This is a genomic window from Thioalkalivibrio sp. ALMg3, from assembly GCF_000381225.1.
Classification (GTDB): domain Bacteria; phylum Pseudomonadota; class Gammaproteobacteria; order Ectothiorhodospirales; family Ectothiorhodospiraceae; genus Thioalkalivibrio; species Thioalkalivibrio versutus.
The window spans coordinates 11,724-31,905 of the sequence record NZ_KB906229.1; the positions used below are offsets into that span (position 1 = coordinate 11,724).

Below are 20,182 nucleotides of genomic sequence, written 5' to 3' on the forward strand. Positions count from 1 at the left end.
GGGTTACAGGCTCCGGGCCTCCAGCCAGTTCCGGGCGGCGCGACGCAACCTTCGGGTGACGCCGCGCCGCCCGGAAACCTCCAGCTCGCGTGCCAGTCGGTCCCAGTCGATGGGCTGCGCCAGGCTCGCCTCGAGCAGCTGACCTTCCGGCTCGTCCGGCGGCGCCACCGCCAACTGCCGCAGCAACGCGGGAAGCGCCCACTCCAGGGGCCGCGCCCGCTGGGAAAAGGCTCGGACCTCCTTCAGATCCGCCACCGGGTCAACCGGCGGCAAGGGACAATCTCCCTCCGCATCCTGATCCCCAAGGACTTCGCTCACCATGGCTGCGGTCGTGTCCGGCAGGAACCGTGGATGCCAGGCCGGCCAGTCGCGCCGAAAGGCCGCCAATGCTTGTTGCAGCCGGGGCTGCAATCGGGGCGCGGTCGCACGCAGGACCACGCCGCTCACCTGGCCACTGGCCGCATCCGGCTGGATGCCGACTCGCACCAGGCCATAACCCGCGCGCAGCCAAAGGTGCAGCAACACAGGTTGCAGCCCGAAACTCGCGCCAATCAGCGCCACCCCCTTGGCACCAGCCCGGTCCGCGACCGCACGCAACAGACGACTCCCCAGGCCCAGCCCCTGCCAATGCGGATGCACCGCAATGCGCTGAATGCGCCACGCGCCCTCCCCCGCCAGGTCGAAGTCACCCCGGGCCGCAACGGTGCACGGCAGGAAATGCCCCTGCGGGCGCCGTTCGCCCGACCAAACCGCTTCGGCTATCCCGCGTTCCAGTCCGCCCTCTTCCTGGATCAGAACCACCCCGAACAGGGCGCCATCCGCCGCCCCTTCCAGCAGCAACAGGTGAACACCCGCATCATCCAGCCAGCGCGCCAGATCGGAGGGCCGTGTGCGGTAATGGGCATCTGCCAGCAGGCCCATTACTGCCTCCAGGGTTTGCGGCGTGTCCGCGAGCGCCGTGCCCGTGCTCCAGCGCAGCCGCACGGCCTGGGAGACCGGGGGGCGACTCGCCGCCTCCAGCAGGAACAGCCGATTCATCCAGTCCTCGAGCGGATCGCCCGGGGCCCAGCGGACCGGTGTATCCAGGGTCTGTAGCCGCACGCAAAAGCCCGCCCCCTCCAGGGCCGGCAGCGCACGCAGCCGAAAGCCCTGTCCACTCCCCTCGAAGCCGCCGGTCGTGGTCGCCAGCACCAGGCGCCGTGCCAGCCGGGCCAACTGGAGCAGGCGCTCGACCGGCATGCTCGCGGCCTCGTCGATGATCAAGGTATCCAGCGGTTCCGCGTGTTCCAGCAAAACGTCCGGGGCCCGGTAGTGCCATTCCGGCGCGTGCGTCCAATGTCGGGCGCGCGCCAGCAATGCGTCCACGGCCCGTGGTCCCGGCGCCGTCAGCGTGATCGTGGATTCGCCGCGCTGCAGTGCCGCGCCCAGGAACTCGCCCAGCAGGGTCGACTTGCCGCGGCCACGCGGGGCGGTCAACGCCACACATTCGCCCGGCGCGAGTCCCGCCAAATGCCCCAGCGCGACGGCCTGATCCGGCGTCCACGCAAACGGGCCCGCCGCCCTCGGCATGATTCCGGGCAGCCGATCCGCCGACGGCGGCTCCACGGTCCGCACCCACGGCTCGGCCAGTGCCGCCTGCCAGCGGCGGGCAAACGCCCCGTCTCCGCCGGTGCCGTCGAGGATCACCAGGGTGCCACCGCCGAGCAGCAGGCCTGCGACCGTGACCAGGGCATCCACCGCGAGCGGTTGCCGGGCCTCGAATACCAGGGCCTGTACCTCGTGCCCCAGCCAATGCCCAGCCTGCGCCGGCGCCACATGCGGCACCCCGGCGGGCGGCGAACGGCCCACCCACAGCACCGGCCCCTGCGCCGCAGCAGCCCGCAGCCAGTTCGCAGCCACCTGCCAGCCTGCATTATCGGCAGACAACCGGTAGAGCGTACGGGCCTCCATGTCAGTGGCTCCCTGGGATCAGATCACGCATGAACGAACGAGTTTCCGGGGATGAAAGCGGCCATCTCCTCACGCTGCCGGGCCGAAGATCCAGCCATTGATCGGGCGGCCGGGGTGAAACGTGTCTCAAGGTTTAATGCTTCCAGCCGTACAAGATTTTTACAAAGAACTGGAACAATACTGTACAACACCTGTACAGTGTGACCGAGTTCATAAAAGGGTACTGCAGATGACCCCCATTGCGTTGCCGAAACGCCTGCGCATCGATACCGCAGCCGAATGCTGGCAAGTACTGCGCGCGGCACTGGATGTCGGCGAAGACCTGCAGCTGGATTCGGCGGCCGTGACGGATGTGGATGCCGCCGGCGTGCAGGTCCTGCTGATGGCCCGCCATTCGGCCGCCCGCAATGCGCAAGGTTGTTCGCTAACCCGGACCAGCGCGGTGCTGGCCCAGGCCCTGCAGGCCCTGGGCGTACCCGACGACGGGTTTGGATCGAGCGCCGCACAACACGACGACAAGGATTCAGGAGACATGAATGGCTAAGGTTCTGGTGGTGGACGATTCCGCCTCGATGCGCCAGATGGTGGCATTCACCCTCAAACAGGCGGGGCACGAGGTCGTCGAGGGCCGTGACGGCAAGGATGGCCTGAGCAAGGCCCAGGGTGCCAAGGCGGATCTGGTGATCACCGACGTGAACATGCCGGCCATGGATGGCCTGCAACTGACCCGCGAGCTGCGCAAGCTGGGCGGCTACAAGTTCACCCCCATCCTGGTGCTGACCACCGAGGCCGGGCCGGAGAAGAAGCAGGAAGGCAAGGCCGCCGGCGCGACCGGCTGGCTGGTGAAGCCGTTTGACCCCGATCAGCTGATGAACACCGTCAACCGGGTGCTGCGCTAGTCATGTCGATCGACATGGCCCAGTTCATCGATGCCTTTCTCGAGGAGAGCTTCGAGGGGCTGGAGCGCATGGAAACCGAACTCCTGGCGCTGGACGGCGGCGATCCGGAGACGCTGAACACGATCTTCCGCTGCGCCCACTCGATCAAGGGCGGAGCCGGGACCTTCGGGTTCGGCGCGATCTCCGGGTTCACCCATGGTGTGGAGACCCTGCTGGACCGCATGCGCAACGGCGAGCAGGAGGCGGTCCCGGAAACGGTGAACCTCCTCCTGCGTGCGGTGGATACTCTGCGCGCGCAATTGCATGCCGCCCGCGATGGCGGCGAGGCCGACCCCGCCGAGGTGGCCGAAGTGCGCGCCCTGATCGAGGCCCATCTGGGGGATGCCGCGCCCGCGAGCAGCCCGGCGGACAACCGTGAGGCCGAAGACTCTGGCGGCACCAATGCCCCCGCCGACGGGAACCGTACTGGCCCGCGTGGCTGGCGGATTCATTTCCAGCCCTACGCGGACCTGATGCGCACCGGCAACGACCCCCTGCGCATGTTCGAGGTGCTGGAGGAACTCGGCACGCTCAGCGTGCACTGCGAGACCGATCGCCTGCCGGACCACGCGGATGCCTTCGACCCGGAGGACTGCCACCTCGCCTGGACCCTGGAGCTGGAAGGCGATGCCACCCGCGATCAGATCCAGGAGGTCTTCGAGTGGGTCGAGGACGAGTGCGATCTCCTGATTGAACCCCTCGGCGCGGCCAGCGAGCCGACCCCTGAAGCGCCCCTGCTGACGCCCGATGCGACAGAAACGGACGCGACCACCGACCGTCCGCCGGCGGCCCCCGCTGCGCGCGGCGGTAGCGGTAACCGTGGGGCGGAATCCAGCTCCATGCGGGTGAACGCCGGCAAGATCGACGCCCTGATCGACATGGTGGGCGAACTGGTGATCACCCAGTCGATGCTGACCGACATCAGCGAACAACTCGAGGAAGACCCGTCGCAGATGGAGGCGCAGATCGAGCGCCTGCGCACCGGGCTGGGCGAACTGGAACGCAATACCCGCGAGCTGCAGGAAAGCGTGATGAGCATCCGCATGGTGCCGATCGCGCAGGTCTTCAACCGATTCCCGCGGCTGGTGCACGACATCTCCGGGCAGCTCGGCAAGCAGATCGAGCTCACCCTGAAAGGCGAGTACACCGAGGTCGACAAGACCGTGATGGAACACCTGGGCGACCCGCTGGTGCACCTGGTGCGCAACGCGGTGGACCACGGCATTGAAATGCCCGAAGAACGCGCGGCGGCCGGCAAGCCGGAGACCGGCCAGGTCACCCTGGAGGCCTTCCACCGGGGTGGCAACGTGGTCATCGAGATCCGCGACGACGGCAAGGGCATGGATGCCGACCGCATCCTCGCCAAGGCCCGCGATGCCGGCCTCGTTGGACCCAACCAGCACCCGGACCGCCACGAGATCCTGCAGTTGATCTTCGAACCCGGCCTGTCCACGGCGGACCAGGTCAGCGACCTGTCCGGCCGCGGCGTCGGCATGGATGTGGTCAAGAAAAACATCCGCGGCCTGGGTGGCAACGTCGAGCTGGAGTCGGAACCCGGCAAGGGTTCGCGCCTGACCATCCGCCTGCCGCTGACGCTGTCGATCATGGATGGCCAGCTGCTGAAGATCGGAGAGGAGACCTTCGTGATCCCGCTGATCGCGATCGTCGAGTCGCTGCAGACCCTGCCAGAGAGCGTGAAACAGGCCTTCGGCAGGCTGCCGCTATACCGCCTCCGGGACGAATACATTCCGATCGTCGACCTCGCGGCCCTGTTCGGCCGTACCGAGCCCAGCCCGCTGCCGGAACGCGCCCTGCTGGTGGTCGCCGAGGCCGACGACCAGCGCGTGGCGCTGCGGGTCGATGACCTGCTCGGTCAGCAACAGGTGGTCATCAAGACGCTGGAAACCAATTTCCGCAAGGTCCCCGGCACGGCCGGCGCGACCATCCTCGGGGACGGCCAGGTGGCCCTGATCCTGGATGTCGCCGGGATCGCGCGCATGGCCAGCGGGCGCGATACCCGCGCGGCCTGATCATCAAGGAGCCGAACGCAATGGCGAACGACGCAACCCAATCGATCCACGACCCGGCCACCGCCGGCGAGGACCAGTACCTCACCTTCATCCTCGCGGAGGAGGAATACGGCGTGGACATCCTGCGGGTGCAGGAGATCAAGGGCTGGGAACGCCCCACACCCCTGCCCAACACGCCGGACTACATCCGCGGCGTGATCAACGTGCGCGGCATGATTGTGCCGATCATCGACATGCGTCTGCGCTTCGGCATGGAGCCGCTGGAATACGGCCCCACCACGGTGGTCATCATGCTGCGCGTGGTCGGCGAGGAACGCGAACGCGTAATGGGCGTGGTCGTGGATGCGGTCTCCGAGGTCTACAGCATCGGTGCGCAAGACCTGCAGCCGGCACCCGACTTCGGGACCCGCATCGGGGTCAACTTCGTACGCGGGCTGGCGACCGTCGAGGAACAGATGATCCTGGTGCTGGACATCGACACCCTGCTGGGTCCGGGCCTGATTGCCAGCGCCGATGCCATCGAGGCCGAGGCGACGGCGTAAGCCCGACCTCGCACACGGACCATGCGAACCATCGCGGTGATCAACCAGAAAGGCGGGGTCGGAAAGACGACGGTGACCCTGAACCTCTCCCATGCCCTGGCCCTGCAGGGCTACCGGGTGCTGGCGATCGACGCCGACCCGCAAGGCCACCTGAGCATGGCCTTCGGGCTGGAAGACCCCGCCGGCCTGGACCGCGTACTGCAGGACGGGGCCCGGTTGCAGGATGCCTTCAGCGAGGCCGCCAACGGACTGCAGATCGTCGCCGCCGGGGATCAACTGCAGGAGGTCGAGAACCTGAATGAGGGCGGCGCCGAACGCGGCTGGCGCCTGAAGAAGGCCCTGGACGCACTGGATCAGCCATTCGATTTCGTGCTGATCGACTGTCCGCCTTCGGCGGGCTTGCTGGGAATGAACGCGATCATCGCGGCCGACGAGATGCTGATTCCCGTGGCCGGTGACTTCCTGGCCCTGAACGGCCTGTCGCGACTGATGCGCATCCTCCAGGGCGTCGAGGCGCGCCTGGGCTCGGCCCGCCAGAAGTGGATTGTGCTCTCGCGCTTTGTCGAGCAGCGCCGGCATGCCCGCGAGGTCCGCGAACGCATCCGCGAGCACTTCGCCGAGGCGCTGCTGCCGACCACCATCCGCGAGACGGTGGTGCTAGCCGAAAGCCCGAGCTTCGGGCAGACGATATTCGAGTACCAGCCGCGTCACCGTGCGGCCGAGGACTTTCAGCAACTGGCCGCCGACCTGGTCGCGGCCGGAGCACTAACAACCACCCGCCCGACGGCGGCACACGCCTGAGCCTCGAGCCAGGGAGAACGGGCCATGACGACACGCAAACGCAACAAGCTGGGCAATGACCCGCTGGGCTGGCTGGACGAATCCAGCGCGGCCGGCGAGGCGAGCGGCGACGAGGTCTCGGGCGCGACCCGGCCGACCGCTACGGCTACGGCCACGCCCGAGCCCCTATCCGGCCCGCAAACCGACACTTCCAAGAAAACGAACAAACCCGCGCGTCGCCGCACCCCGGCATCGCGCCAGACGAACAAGCAAAGCGAGGACACCCCGATGGCCGCCATTCCGCAAACCGACACCGGCAGTGACCAGAACAGCCTCTTCATGCGTGCCGCCGTGCAAGGTGCGCGGACCGCGCTGATGATGTGCGACAGCGAGATGAACATTGTCTACGCCAATCCGGCCGTGGTCGAACTTCTGCGCAACCGGCGCGACACCCTGCGCCGGGAGTTCCCGGGCTTTGATCCGGACAACCTGGTGGGTCAGTCGATCGACCAGTTCCACAAGGACCCGACGCACCAGCGCGCAATCCTTCAGAACCCCAAAAACCTGCCCTTCGAGGCCCGGATCCAGGTCGCCGACCTCAAATTTCGTCTAAACGCGACAGCGGTGCTGGATGACGCCGGCAACTACCTGGGCAACATGGTCGAGTGGCAGGACATCACCGAACAGGAACGCGTGGAGCAAGAACGCACGCGAATGCGCGCCGCGGTCGAGGGTTCGCAAACCGCGCTGATGATGTGCGATCCGGACATGAATATCGTCTATGCCAACCCTTCCGTGGTGAGCCTGCTTCGCAGCCGTAGCGATGTCTTGCGCCGGGAGTTCCCGAACTTCGATCCGGACAACCTGGTGGGGCAGTCGATCGACCAGTTCCACAAGGACCCGACGCACCAGCGTGCGATCCTCCAGAACCCCGCGCGTCTGCCCTTCGAGGCAAACATTCAGGTCGCGGACCTGTATTTCAACCTAAACGCGACCGCCATTATCGATGCCGACGGGAACTACGCCGGTAACATGGTCGAATGGCGTGACACCACCGAGATGCGTCGGGCCGAGGATGCCATTGACGCCCTGATCAAGGACGCGGCTGCCGGCAACCTCGGCGAACGCCTGCTGCCGGAGGACTACCAGGGCTTTGCGCGCAATATTGCCGAGGGTGTCAACGAACTGTTGGACGCGGTGGTCCCGCCGCTGCGCGAGGGCTCCCGGGTCATGCAAGCGATGTCCGAGGGCGATCTGGCCGTGCGTATGGAAGGCGACTTCCAGGGAGAGTTCGGGAAATTCCGCGACGCCATCCACACCTCGCTCGAGAACCTCGACAACCTGGTTGGGCAGATCCTCGAGGGCGCCGGCAACGTGCGCTCGGCCTCGGCCGAGATCGCCCAGGGCAACACCGACCTGTCCCAGCGCACGGAAGAGCAGGCCTCCTCGTTGGAGGAGACGGCCTCGTCGATGGAGGAGATGACCTCCACGGTCAAATCCAACGCCGACAATGCCCGCCAGGCCAACCAGCTCGCCAGTGCCGCGCGCGACAAGGCGCAGGAAGGCGGCCAGATCGTCGAGAAGACGGTCTCGGCGATGGGCGAGATCAACCAGTCGTCAAAGAAGATCGCCGACATCATCGGCGTGATCGACGAGATCGCGTTCCAGACCAACCTGCTGGCGCTCAACGCGGCAGTGGAAGCCGCCCGCGCTGGCGAGCAGGGGCGTGGCTTTGCCGTGGTCGCCACCGAGGTGCGCAACCTGGCACAGCGCAGTGCCCAGGCCGCGAAGGAGATCAAGACCCTGATCAACGACTCGGTAGAGCGCATTGGCGAGGGCAGCAAGCTGGTCGACAACTCCGGCAAGGCGCTGGAGGAGATCGTCGACTCGGTGAAGAAGGTCTCCGACATCATTGCCGAGATCGCCGCCGCCAGCGAGGAGCAATCCACCGGCCTCGACGAGATCAACAAGGCTGTGACCCAGCTCGACGAGGTTACCCAGCAGAACGCCGCGCTGGTCGAAGAAGCCGCAGCCGCCAGCGAGTCGCTGGACGACCAGTCACGCGAGCTGCTGGACCTGATGGGCTTCTTCAAGGGCGTTGAGGCACCGAAGGCCCGCCAGGCCATGCCGCAGTCGACTGCACGACCAGCCACCGGCAGGGCGGCTAGTGGCACGCCCGGACTGAAGCGCCCGGCCTCCGCCGGCGGCAACCACGAAGGCGGATCGGCCAAACGGCCGACCCCGGCTCCCTCGCGCCAGGCGGCGACCGAAGAATGGGAAGAATTCTAAGGCCCCGCAATCAATCCATCTCAGGGAGACACTGATTGGCCGCCTCCGACCGCCTGAGCGAACGCGACTTCCGGCGCGTTGTCCGCCTAACGCAGGAACGCACCGGAATCATGCTCAACGAGAGCAAGAAGGAGCTGGTATTCAGCCGGCTCTCGCGGCGGCTGCGCGTGCTCGGGCTGGATGCCTTCGACACCTATCTGGACCGAGTCGAAGGGGATGACGAGGGCGAAATTGAGGAGTTCATCAATGCGCTGACCACCAACCTGACCGCGTTCTTCCGCGAACCGCATCACTTCGAGATGCTGGGTGGCCCAGTGCTGCAGGAGATCCGACGGCTCAACCCGAACGGCCCGCTGAAGGTCTGGTCGGCGGGGTGCTCCACCGGCGAGGAGCCCTACTCCATCGCCATGACCCTGGCCGAGGCCCTGCCCTCGCCGGATGAGGTACGCATCCTGGCCACCGATATCGACTCGCGCGTGGTCGAGCATGCCGACGCCGGGGTCTATGACGCGAAGCGCGTCACCGGCATCCCGGGCGCACGCCAGCAACGCTGGCTGTTGCGCGGCAAGGGGGCCAACGAGGACCGGGTGAAGATCCGCGACGAACTGCGCGCCATGGTGCACTTCCGCCAACTGAACCTGTTCGATCCGTGGCCGATGAAGGGCCCGCTGGACGTAATCTTCTGCCGCAACACGCTGATTTACTTCGACAAGCCAACCCAGAAGCAGTTGGTGGAGCGCTTTGCCCAACTGCTACGCCCGGAGGGCTATCTTTTTATCGGTCACTCAGAGTCCCTGTTCCGCGTGACTGATGACTTCCGGCTGCTGGAACAGACGCTGTACCGGCGGGCCCGCTGATGCCCACCCTGCCGCAGCTGCACGATGGCGCCTTCGCGCACATCAATCGTTACTGGGATCGGGCGCATGCCTGCCCGGCGGCGAAGCTGCTGCCAGGCGAATGCTATGTCACGGTATCGCGTTCGGAGCTGATCACGACGGTACTCGGCTCCTGCGTCTCCGCCTGCGTATGGTCACCCGAAGCCGGGGTCGGAGGCATGAACCATTTCATGCTGCCGGATGGCGACCGCAACAGCGGCTGGGGGCCGGCCGTCTCCAACGCCACCCGCTACGGCACCCATGCGATGGAATTCCTGGTCAACGAACTGCTAAAGCTGGGAGCCCGGCGCGAGGATCTGCGCATCAAGATGTTTGGTGGTGGCCGCGTGATGGCCGGAATGAGCGATGTCGGCGCGGGCAACATCGCCTTCATGCGCCGGTTCCTGCAGGACGAGAACCTGGAACTGGTGGCGGAAGACGTGGGCGGGCGCTGGCCGCGCAAGGTCGTGTTCTTCCCCGCCACCGGGCGGGCACGGGTCAAGAAGCTCGTGTCCCTGCACAACAACACCCTGCTCGAACGCGAGCAGGACTACCGCCGCCGACTGCAGGACGAACCCCTGCAGGGCGACGTGGAGCTCTTCTAGATGTCTGCCACCTCCAAGCCCATTCGCGTCCTGGTCGTCGACGACTCGGCCCTGATCCGCAAGCTGCTTACGGAAATCCTGTCCCAGGCGCCGGACATCGAGGTCGTGGCTGCCGCCGCCGACCCCTTCGACGCTCGCACCAAGATCAAGCAACACGAACCGGACGTGCTGACCCTGGATGTGGAGATGCCGAAGATGGACGGCATCACCTTCCTGCGCAATCTGATGCGGCTGCGCCCGATGCCGGTTGTGATGGTCTCGTCACTGACCGAGGAGGGGGCCGACGTGACCCTGGAGGCGCTGGAGGTCGGCGCAGTGGATTTTGTCACCAAGCCCAAGGTGGATGTCTCCCATGCCCTGCAGGACTACGCCGACGTGCTGATCGACAAGGTCCGCACGGCCGCGCGCGTCCGTCTGCAGGCACGCAGCGCCACACCCGCCACGGCACCGCAGCGGCTGGCCAGCGCGGGCAGCGGACGTTTCCGAACCACCGACCGGGTCATCGTCCTGGGCGCCTCTACCGGTGGCACCGAGGCCCTGCGCGAGGTGCTGGTCGCGCTGCCGCCGGACGCCCCGGGCATCCTCATCACCCAGCACATCCCGGCCGGGTTCAGCCGCGCCTTTGCCGAACGCATGGACCGCAACACCGCACTCAGCGTGAAAGAGGCCGAGGACGGCGATATCGTGATGCCCGGGCACGCCTATGTGGCCCCAGGCAGCGACTACCACCTGCGCCTGGCGCGCGACGGCGCCCGCTACATTTGCCGCCTCGACCAGGGCGGGCCGGTGAACCGCCACCGCCCCAGCGTCGACGTGCTGTTCAACTCCGCCGCCGAGCAGGCGGGGGCCAACGTCGTCGCCGCCCTGCTGACGGGCATGGGCGACGATGGCGCCCGCGGTCTGCGAGCGCTGCGCGACGCCGGCGCCCACACTATCGCCCAGAACGAGAGCACCAGCCTGGTCTGGGGCATGCCTGGCGAAGCGGTCAAACTGGACGCCGCGGTGCAGGTACTGCCGCTGGGGGGCATCGCCGCGTCCCTGATCCGTGACCACCGCAACGCCGCCGCATCCGGCCAATAGGAGCAATGTGAATGGACGACCGCATGCAATGGCTCACCCGGGATTCGGCCCACAAAGCCCTGGCGCTGGTACTGACCGCCCTGCTCCTGCTCGCGGCCATCATCGCCGGCTTCTCCGCCGCCTGGTGGCAGGCACTGGCCGCCGCGATCCTGGCCGGGCTGGCGGCGCTGCTGGCTCTGGGCATCCAGCAGCGCGGGCCGACGTCCGCTGACACCGCTTCCGATGAGTGCGCATCCCCGGGCCAGCCCACCGGCGGGCGAGAACTCTCCGACGAGCTGGATCAGGCAATGGATTTCGAACTGGGGCAGCTGTCGGCCGAGATCGGCCGACAGCGCGGGCTGATCGCCGAGGCGGTGAAGGAATTGGGTTCCAGCTTCAACGAGATGCACGAGATTGCCGGCCGCCAGACGGAGTTGATGAGCCGCGATGCCTCCCAGGGTAACAACGCCGAGGACATGACCAATGCCGAGGTGATCACCGAGCTGACCCGCAAGTCCGACGAGACCCTGCAAATGTTCATCGACACCCTGGTGCAGATCAGTCGCCAGAGTGTCGAGAGCGCCCACCACATGGAAGACATGAGCCAGCACATGGACGGGGTGTTCAAACTGCTGGACAGCGCCGGCGCGATCGCGGGGCAGACCAACCTGCTGGCGCTGAACGCCAGCATTGAGGCGGCCCGTGCCGGCGAGGCCGGGCGCGGCTTCTCGGTGGTGGCCGACGAGGTACGCTCGCTGTCGCAGCGTTCGGCGACCTTCCACGACGACATCCGCAAGCAGATCGACCAGGCCCGCGAGTCGATCGGAAAGGTGCATGGCACGGTGCACGACATGGCCTCGCGCGACATGAGCGACACCATGGGCGAAAAGGAGCGCATTTCCCACCTGTTCGAATACGCCCGGCGCGCCACCGACGAGCTGGACGAACGCATCCGCGAGGAAGCAGAGTTAAGCGAGCGCATGCACCAGGCGGTTGCCATCGCCATACGCTCACTGCAGTTCGAGGACATCGCCCGGCAATCGCTGGGTACCGCCGAAGAGGCCGTGACTCACCTGCAGGAGCTGCAAGGCATCCTGCACGAGGCCCGCTCGACCGAGGACGCCCGGGCCATGGCCCAGCGCGTGCGCGAGTGGCGCGAGCGTCGCCAGGAGAATTACCACCGCGCGGTGGACCAGCAGAACATGGCCACCGGCGACGTGGAATTGTTCTGACGTGGAATTGTTCTGAAGTCTTGCCATCCAACACCCCGCCGACGTCGCCCTTCCGGCATCACGCCGGCCATCAGCCGCCGGGGAAGCGCAGCTTCATTCGCGCCTCCCCGCGGCACGTCGGATGTGCCGCCGAAATCGACCGGACCAAACGGTTGATTCCGCCGCAAGCTGCGACTCGGGTTTGCAGCATCGCTTGCGCCGAACAAGCCAGGGTGGCTTTGTTCAGCGCCTACTTCACCGGGCACGAAGCCCCCCAAAGCGCCAGGAATCGCATATGAGCATCGAGCAACACACCTCCGACGACGGCAAGGAAGTCCGCATCCGGGTCAAGGGCCGCTTCGACTTCGAACAGCACCAGGACTTCCGCGCCGCCTACCGCGACACCGCCGGGACTGGCGTGCGTTACACCGTGGACCTCTCGCAGACCGAATACATGGACAGCTCCGCTCTGGGCATGCTGCTCCTGCTGCGAGAACACGCCGGGGGCGAGTTCTCCGATGTCTCCGTCGCCGGGGCCTCCCAGGGCGTACGCAAGGTGCTGGATATCGCCAATTTCGGCCGCCTGTTCCGCATTCAGTAGCAGGGTCGTGGACGAACAGACCAACATCCCGACCAGCAACGAATCCTCGCCGGGCGATCTGATCTCCGGCGAGGGGCTGGTGCTGGTGGTCGACGACGACCCGCACAACCGCCGCCTGCTGCGAATGATGCTGATGGGCGCCGGATACCGAATCCGCGAGGCCAACAACGGTCTTGCGGCCGTGGAGGCCTGCCGCGAGCAAGTGCCGGACCTGATCCTGATGGACGTGATGATGCCGGAGTTGGACGGCTACCAGGCCACCTCCCGCATCAAGGCCGAGATGGGCCACCACTTCGTCCCGGTGATCTTCCTGACCGCCCTGGACGATGAGAATGCCCTGCTGCGCGGCATCGAGTCGGGCGGGGATGATTTCCTCAGCAAGCCGCTGAATCTCGCGGTCCTCAAGGCCAAGATCCATGCGATGGAGCGCCTGCGCGACCTGCACACGGGGCTGCAAAGCCGCAATGAGGCCCTGCTGCGCGCCCAGGCTCGCCAGGCCTGGGAAGAAGAGACCGCCGAAGGCCTGTTCTCGCGCGCCATCACCCGCCGCAATCGCGGCCTGGATCGGTTGCGGCTGCACCGCTACGCGGCCTCCACCTTCAGCGGCGACGTCGTGCTCTCCGGGTACACCCCCGACGGAGCCCTGCGCGTGCTGGTCGGGGACTTCACCGGCCACGGCCTGACTGCCGCGATCGGGACGTATCCGGTCAGCGAGACCTTTCACACCCTGACCCAGGAGGGCGTGGACGACCAGGAACTGCTGCACGAGCTGAACCACGTCCTGCACGACTTCCTGCCAGCCGCGATGTTCATGGGCGCGCTGCTCGCCACGTTTTCCGCGGACGGCCGCCGGGTCCGCCTGTGGAACGGCGGCATGCCCGATGCCTGGCTGTGCAACACGCAACAGGACCGGGTACGGCGCATCCAGTCCCAGGCCATGCCCCTGGGCATCCTCGGCCGCCTCGACCACGATACCGGCGCCCGTTCCTTCGACCTCGACGAGGGCGACTGGCTCACGCTGGTCAGCGACGGGGTGCTGGAGGCCACCGATGTCGCCGGGACCGCGTTCGGCGAAGACACGATCCTTCGGGACTGCCAGGCGAGCCGATCTGCCGAGGACGCCTTCGAGCGCATCCGCGAGGCGCTGGAGGCCCACTGCGGCGATCAGACACCCACCGACGACATGACCCTGGTGACCATCGACTGCTCTCCCGCCGTGGTCACCGAGAGCGAGCACCCGCAGGATCGCCAGCTCCGGGGCACCCTGCGCTGGTCGCTGGAGGCCAGTGACCAGCGCCTGGCCGAGGTTGATCTGGTCGGTGCCGCCCGAACCCAGCTGCTGGAATGGCTGCCGAACCTGGGGGGTGGACACGCAGAGGCGCTGCAGACGGTGATCGCCGAGCTTTGCAACAACGGCTTCGAACACGGCGTATTGCGCCTGGACTCCGACATGAAGGCCACGGTGGAGGGCTTCGAGCAGTACTACCAGCAGCGGACCGAGGGGCTGCGGGACATTCGCGGCCGGATCGGCATCTCCCTGCGCTACCGGCCCATGGCCGGCCAGCACTGCATCCGCATCCGGGTGCGCGACAGCGGGCCGGGCTTTGACCACCGCCAGATCCAGGAGGCCCTGGAAGGCCGTGGCGACAAGCGCCTATGGGGGCGCGGTCTGAACCTGGTGCGTCAGCTCTGCGAGCAGGTTCGCTATCACGGCAGCGGCAACCTGGTGGAGGCGGATTATCGTTGGGGCGCCGCCGCGGGGACCGGGTCCAAGGGTGGAGTGTCAGGATGACCTACGCCCTGGAAGCCATGCACAGCCCGGCGCCGATCGATCTGGTCAACGCCCTGAGCGAGGCGGTGCTGTTCGTCACGGCCGATGGCCACGTGCGCTACGCCAACCCGGCGGCGGAACGCTTGTTCGGCACGACCGCCTGCAGCCTGGACGGACGCGACCTGGCTGCCCTGATCACACCCCGCGATCCGGCCTTCGATCTACTCGAACGGCTGCGCGAATCGACGCGCGCGGATGGCTGGATCCCCCGCCGCGACCCTGTTGAACTCCTCTGCGAGGACGGCCAGTCGCGGCCGGCCCTGCTCGATATCGGAACCTGCCAGCACACGCATGAACACGTGCAGTTCGTGGTGCTGCGCGAGCAGCGGCCGGGGCACCCCGCCGACACGCCGGAACAGGCCGAACACCTGCGCGAGGCCATCGACCTGCTGACCCGTCAGGTGCAAGAACGCATGCGCGCCGAACAGGCCCTGCAGGACAGTCATCGGCGCCTGGTGGCCGCGCAGCGGGTAGCCCGGATCGGCCACTGGGAGTTCGTACTGGAGACCGACGAACTCCAGCTGTCACCCAGTGCCAGCGTCCTGTTCGGGCATGAAGACCGGCCCCGCTCCATGCCCCGCGAGGCGCTGGTCGAAGCCACCCATCCGGATGACCGCGCGGCCCTGGCCTTTGCCCTGCTGCGCCTGGCCAACGGGGAAACCGAGCGTTTCTCGATTCGGCACCGCCTGCTACTGCCCAACGGCGAGGAACGCTACATGCTGGCCGAGGGCGAGCGCGCCGCGGATCCGCCCGCCCGCATCCTCGGCATCCATCAGGACCTGACCGAGCGCGAGAAAACCGAGCAGGCGCTGTTCAAGCTGGTGAATTTCGACGCCCTGACGGGCCTGCCCAACCGCACCGGGCTGCGCAGCCGATTGCGCGCCGCCCTGGGCGAGGCCGAGCGTCAGGGGGAATCGCTGGCGGTACTGCTGCTGGACATCGATCGTTTCACCTCCATCAACAGCACCCTGGGCCACGACGCCGGGGACGCCCTGTTGAACGCCCTGGCCCGGCGCTTGCAAAACCTCCTGCGCCCGCGCGATACCCTGGCCCGACTGGCCTCCGACGAGTTCGCCGTGATCCTGACCGAGATCGAGGACCTCGCCCATGCGCAGGAACGCGCGCAGGCCATTCTGGATCACTGCTCGGAACCGTTTGCGCTCGGGAAGGGCCAGCATGTCGCCACCAGCAGCGTGGGCATCAGCCTGTTCCCGCAGGATGCGCGCGGCAAGGACGACCTGCTGCGCCATGCCACCAGCGCCCTGCACGAGGCCAAGGGTTCTGGCGGCAACACCTGCCGCTTCTATACCCAGGAGCTGAACACCCAGGCGCGCGAACAGCTGGAGCTGGAACAGGGACTGCGTGGCGCGCTTCGCCAGCAAGAATTCGAGCTCCACTATCAGCCGCAGATCGGACTGGATCGCGGCCACACTGTCGGTGTCGAGACCCTGATCCGCTGGCGCCACCCCGAGCGCGGAATGGTGTCGCCGGGCGAATTCATCCCGCTGGCGGAGAAGACCGGGCTGATCGTGCCCATCGGCGACTGGGTCCTGCGCACCGCCACCCAGCAACTGGCGGAATGGGATCGCCTGGGCCTGCCACCGCTGCGCCTGGCCATCAACCTGTCCGCCCGGCAGTTCGCCGACCCCGAGCTGCCCGAGCGCATCCTGGAAACCCTGCAGGCGGCCGGGCTCGCCCCCGAGCGCCTGGAGGTGGAGATCACCGAGAGCGTGCTGGTCGAGGATATCGACGCGGCGGCCGAGATGCTCCAGCGTCTGGTGCGTCTGGGCGTCTCGGTGGCGATCGACGACTTCGGCACCGGGCAGTCATCCCTGCGCTACCTGCGGCGGCTGCCGCTGACCACGCTGAAGATCGACCGTGAATTCACCTGGGGTATCGGCAACGACCCGGACGACGAGGCGATCACCCGCGCGATCATCGGCCTGGGCAAAACCCTGAAGTTGCGTGTCCTGGCCGAGGGCGTGGAGACCGAACAGCAGCACGCATTCCTGCGCGAGATGGGCTGCGACGAGGTCCAGGGCTTCCTGCTCGGCCGCCCGATGCCCGCCACCCAGCTCGAACGCGAATGGAAGGAACGCGCACACACACCAGGGTAGGCGCTTTTTGTGTGCACCACGAAGCGCACGAGGGCACGGAGCAAACTCAGGGCAATGGAGTGAGGAGGATGAGCGCCGCGAATCGCATCCGTCTCACGGAACTGCCGGGCCTCGACCCGATACGCTGCCAATCCGCCTGAAGACTTTGCGGTTTTCTCTGCGCCCTCCGTGGTGGAATCTGTCTTGACCTGGCCCTTCTTCGTGCCTTCGTGCGCTTCGTGGTAGACAATCTGCCCAACAGAAAAACCAAGGAGAACGACATGCAGGACAGCGGTTTCGGTTCGGCACTCGTCACCGGCAATTCCAGTGGCCTGGGTCTGGGGATGACCCGGGTGTTGCTGGAACAAGGCGCCCGCGTCTACGGCATGAGCCGGCGCGGCTGCCCCGAGGCCGGGGTGAGCGGCGACGAAAAAGTGGATCTGGGCGATTTCAACGCCACCGGGGCCGCAATGGAGCGACTGCTGGGCGGCGTGGACCGCGTTGATCTGGTGGTGCTCAACGCCGGGCTACTGGGCCACATGCAGCGCATGCAGGACGCGCCGATGGACGAGTTGCGCCTGCTGATGGACGTGAACACCTTCGCCAACAAGGTCATCCTCGACGCGCTGCTGAAGCATCGTGTGGCCGTCGGCCAGATCATCGCGATCTCCTCCGGCGCGTCGGTCTCCGGGCATGCCGGCTGGAGCGGCTATTCGCTGTCCAAGGCCGCGCTGAACATGATGATGCAGCTCTACGCGCACGAATTCCCCGAAGAGACCGCCATCAACGCCTTCGCCCCGGGCCTGGTCGACACCGCGATGCAGGACTACCTGTGCGACGAGGCCGACCGCGAGAGCTTCCCGGTACTCCAGCGCCTGAAGGCGGCGCGCGGCACCCCGGACATGCCCGACCCGGAAAACGCCGCGCGCGCCATCCTGGATGCCCTGCCGCGCCTGCGCCACACGACCCGCGGCAGCTTCGTCGACATCCGTCAACTCTGACGCCCGTTTCTGTTTCGCACGCAGAAAACCGTAGTGGAAACGCTCTTGATTCTGCCTTTCTTCGCGGCCTTGTGCGGTTCGGACGTGGACCGCGACCCAACCCGGAAAATCGGCTTCGCAGCGCCAAAAAAGGTTCATGAAGGTGCGTTGGATTTTGCCTGGGATGGCGCGTATAGTCGGGAGCGTGATTCGTGGTTGAGCGACAACACTAGGAAGTTTCTAGTTTCTGAACCAGTGCTCCCGTTGATCTGTTGGCAGCATGCCACGAACACATTTGTTAGTTACATGAAGAGGTTACAAGTTGTGAATACTGGTGTTGTGAAGTGGTTCAACGAGAGCAAGGGTTTTGGTTTCATTACCCCCGATGATGGCGGCAAGGACGTATTCGTCCATTTTTCCGCGATCAGCGGTTCGGGTTTCAAGACCCTGGCCGAAGGCCAGAAGGTCTCCTTTGAAATCCAGGAAACCGCCAAGGGCCTGGCCGCCGGCGAAGTGACCGCCATCTAAGGCGCCACTCCCAAGGCTGACGGCTCCTTCGTTGGACCGTCCGAAAAGGCCGCCTCCGGGCGGCCTTTTTCGTGTCCGGCGTTCTGTATTCACCACGAAGCACACGAACAGACGGATTCGCAGTGCTCATCCGCAGTGCAATCGCCCTTGACCCGGACCTCCTGCATGTCTTCGTGCGCTTCGTGGTGAATGCGGAAGTTCATCGAGAATGATTCAAGTACACTGCGGGGCTTTCCCGAAGGCTGCTCCCGCACGCGATGAACCGCCTGTTTCGCTCCACCGCCGTCGTCAGTGGCATGACCATGATCTCCCGGATCATGGGCTATCTGCGCGACATGGTGCTGGCGGTCACCTTCGGCGCCGGCCCGGCCACCGACGCCTTTTTCGTCGCCTTCCGCATCCCGAATTTTCTGCGCCGACTGTTCGCCGAGGGCGCCTTCAACCAGGCCTTCGTTCCGGTGTTCGCGGAGTTTCGCGAGAAGCGCGGACGCGAGGCCCTGCGTGATTTGCTGGATCACACCGCCGGCACCCTGATGACAGTGGTCACCGTCGTGACCCTGATCGGGATCCTGGCGGCGCCGGCACTGATCTGGGTGTTCGCCCCGGGGCTGGGCACCCAGGAGGCCGGGCGCCAGGACCTCGCCGCAGCCATGCTGCGGATCACCTTCCCGTATCTGCTGTTCATCTCCCTGACCGCGATGGCAGCCGGCATTCTCAACAGCATCGGGCGCTTTGCGGTGCCGGCCTTCACCCCGGTCTTCCTGAACCTGTCGATGATCGTCGCCGCGCTGTGGCTGGCGCCGATGTTCGACGAGCCGGTGGTCGCCCTCGCGTGGGGGGTGTTTATCGCCGGGGCCCTGCAACTGGCCTTCCAGATCCCCTTTCTGTGGCGCGCGGGGCTACTGCCGCGCCCGCGCTTTGGACGCGCCCACGAGGGGGTGCGCCGGATCGTGAAGCTGATGCTGCCGGCGATCCTCGGGACCTCGGTGGTACAGATCAACCTGCTGGTGGACACCCTGATCGCGTCGTTCCTGGTGGCCGGATCGATCTCCTGGCTGTACTTCGGCGACCGCTTCGTGGAGCTGCCGCTGGCCCTGTTCGGGATCGCGATCGGCACGGTGATCCTTCCGCGCCTGGCGCGGCAGTACAACCTGGCCGACCCGGCCGCCTTCGGTCGCACCCTGGACTGGGCCCTGCGCCTGGCGATGCTGGTCGCGCTGCCCTCCATGGTCGGCCTGGTCGTGCTGGCAGTGCCGATCCTGGCCACGCTGATCCAGTATCAGGCCTTCACCCAGTTCGATACCTACATGACCGCGATGGCCCTGGCGGCCTATGCCCTGGGCCTGCCCGGCTTCATCCTGATCAAGGTGCTGGCGCCTGGCTTCTTCGCTCGCCAGGACACCAAGACCCCGGTGAAGATCGCGATCATCGCCATGCTCTGGAACATGGTGCTGAACGGCGCCTTTGTGCTGCCGTGGTACCTCTCCGGCACGCCCGGAGCGCACGCCGGACTGGCGCTGGCCACCTCGGCCTCGGCCTATATCAACGCCGGGTTGCTCTACCGCGGGCTGATCCGCGAGGGCATCTACCAGCCAGGACCGGGTTTGCGCTCATTACGCCTGGGGCTGCCCCTGGGGCTCGCCGCGATGATCGGGGTGCTGATCTGGCTCTCGCCGGGGTTCGGCCAGTGGACCGAGTGGCCCGTCGACACCCGCCTGCTGGCGCTCACCGGCCTGATCCTGGCCGGCACCGCCACACTCGCCGCCACGTTGTGGCTGACCGGCGTGCGCCCGCACCACTTGCTGCTGCGCGAAGGCACCGATCAATGATGCCGGGGAAGGCCCCGGCGGGTTATACTTTCGGTTTT

The 20,182-nt window shown here is 66.5% G+C and carries 17 protein-coding genes; 16 read left to right on the plus strand and 1 reads right to left on the minus strand.

Annotated features, from left to right (window positions below; all coding sequences use genetic code 11):
* Positions 1–3: 3 nt before the first annotated feature.
* Positions 4–1,950 (minus strand): GNAT family N-acetyltransferase, encoded by a 1,947-nt coding sequence (locus F622_RS0110590; protein WP_019571912.1) that lies wholly within the window; start codon positions 1,948–1,950, stop codon positions 4–6.
* A gap of 229 nt (positions 1,951–2,179) precedes the next feature.
* Here F622_RS0110590 and F622_RS0110595 point away from each other — a divergent pair, with 229 nt between their 5' ends.
* The 16 genes from F622_RS0110595 (at position 2,180) to murJ (ending at position 20,144) form a co-directional block, all read left to right on the plus strand.
* Complete coding sequence (locus tag F622_RS0110595) at positions 2,180–2,494, plus strand: lipid asymmetry maintenance protein MlaB (protein ID WP_018650610.1); 315 nt, start codon at positions 2,180–2,182, stop codon at positions 2,492–2,494.
* Positions 2,487–2,849: a response regulator gene (locus F622_RS0110600; protein WP_018650611.1), complete on the plus strand. Its 363-nt coding sequence runs from the start codon at positions 2,487–2,489 to the stop codon at positions 2,847–2,849. Before F622_RS0110595 ends, F622_RS0110600 begins: the two co-directional genes overlap by 8 nt.
* Before the next feature lie 2 nt (positions 2,850–2,851).
* Positions 2,852–4,918: a chemotaxis protein CheA gene (locus tag F622_RS0110605; protein WP_019571913.1), complete on the plus strand. Its 2,067-nt coding sequence runs from the start codon at positions 2,852–2,854 to the stop codon at positions 4,916–4,918.
* Between the two features lie 20 nt (positions 4,919–4,938).
* Positions 4,939–5,460 carry a chemotaxis protein CheW gene (locus F622_RS0110610; protein WP_018169255.1) on the plus strand — a complete coding sequence of 174 codons (522 nt, stop codon included), beginning with the start codon at positions 4,939–4,941 and terminating at the stop codon, positions 5,458–5,460.
* Positions 5,461–5,481: 21 nt separating this feature from the next.
* Positions 5,482–6,261: a ParA family protein gene (locus F622_RS0110615; RefSeq protein WP_019571914.1), complete on the plus strand. Its 780-nt coding sequence runs from the start codon at positions 5,482–5,484 to the stop codon at positions 6,259–6,261.
* A gap of 24 nt (positions 6,262–6,285) precedes the next feature.
* A complete protein-coding gene (locus F622_RS0110620; RefSeq protein ID WP_018650615.1) occupies positions 6,286–8,529 on the plus strand; it encodes a methyl-accepting chemotaxis protein in 2,244 nt (747 codons plus the stop codon).
* Between the two features lie 35 nt (positions 8,530–8,564).
* The gene (locus F622_RS0110625; protein ID WP_018650616.1) at positions 8,565–9,386 is read left to right on the plus strand and encodes a protein-glutamate O-methyltransferase CheR; all 822 of its coding nucleotides are present in this window, start codon (positions 8,565–8,567) and stop codon (positions 9,384–9,386) included.
* A complete protein-coding gene (gene cheD, locus F622_RS0110630) occupies positions 9,386–10,009 on the plus strand; it encodes a chemoreceptor glutamine deamidase CheD (protein WP_018175588.1) in 624 nt (207 codons plus the stop codon). The genes F622_RS0110625 and cheD overlap by 1 nt, the downstream gene beginning before the upstream one ends.
* Positions 10,010–11,089 carry a chemotaxis response regulator protein-glutamate methylesterase gene (locus F622_RS0110635; protein WP_018169260.1) on the plus strand — a complete coding sequence of 360 codons (1,080 nt, stop codon included), beginning with the start codon at positions 10,010–10,012 and terminating at the stop codon, positions 11,087–11,089.
* An 11-nt stretch (positions 11,090–11,100) separates the two neighbouring features.
* Positions 11,101–12,300 (plus strand): methyl-accepting chemotaxis protein, encoded by a 1,200-nt coding sequence (locus F622_RS0110640; RefSeq protein ID WP_018169261.1) that lies wholly within the window; start codon positions 11,101–11,103, stop codon positions 12,298–12,300.
* A 274-nt stretch (positions 12,301–12,574) separates the two neighbouring features.
* A complete protein-coding gene (locus F622_RS0110645; RefSeq protein ID WP_018169262.1) occupies positions 12,575–12,880 on the plus strand; it encodes an STAS domain-containing protein in 306 nt (101 codons plus the stop codon).
* Positions 12,881–12,887: 7 nt separating this feature from the next.
* Positions 12,888–14,672 (plus strand): SpoIIE family protein phosphatase, encoded by a 1,785-nt coding sequence (locus F622_RS0110650; protein ID WP_019571915.1) that lies wholly within the window; start codon positions 12,888–12,890, stop codon positions 14,670–14,672.
* Positions 14,669–16,828, plus strand: a complete 2,160-nt coding sequence (locus F622_RS0110655; RefSeq protein WP_019571916.1) for a bifunctional diguanylate cyclase/phosphodiesterase — start codon at positions 14,669–14,671, stop codon at positions 16,826–16,828. The genes F622_RS0110650 and F622_RS0110655 overlap by 4 nt, the downstream gene beginning before the upstream one ends.
* Before the next feature lie 260 nt (positions 16,829–17,088).
* Positions 17,089–17,808 carry an SDR family NAD(P)-dependent oxidoreductase gene (locus F622_RS0110660; RefSeq protein ID WP_018169265.1) on the plus strand — a complete coding sequence of 240 codons (720 nt, stop codon included), beginning with the start codon at positions 17,089–17,091 and terminating at the stop codon, positions 17,806–17,808.
* A gap of 285 nt (positions 17,809–18,093) precedes the next feature.
* Positions 18,094–18,315: a cold-shock protein gene (locus F622_RS0110665; RefSeq protein WP_196799411.1), complete on the plus strand. Its 222-nt coding sequence runs from the start codon at positions 18,094–18,096 to the stop codon at positions 18,313–18,315.
* A 257-nt stretch (positions 18,316–18,572) separates the two neighbouring features.
* Positions 18,573–20,144, plus strand: coding sequence for a murein biosynthesis integral membrane protein MurJ (gene murJ, locus F622_RS0110675; protein ID WP_019571918.1), 1,572 nt, complete (start codon positions 18,573–18,575; stop codon positions 20,142–20,144).
* The last annotated feature ends 38 nt before the right edge of the window (positions 20,145–20,182 follow it).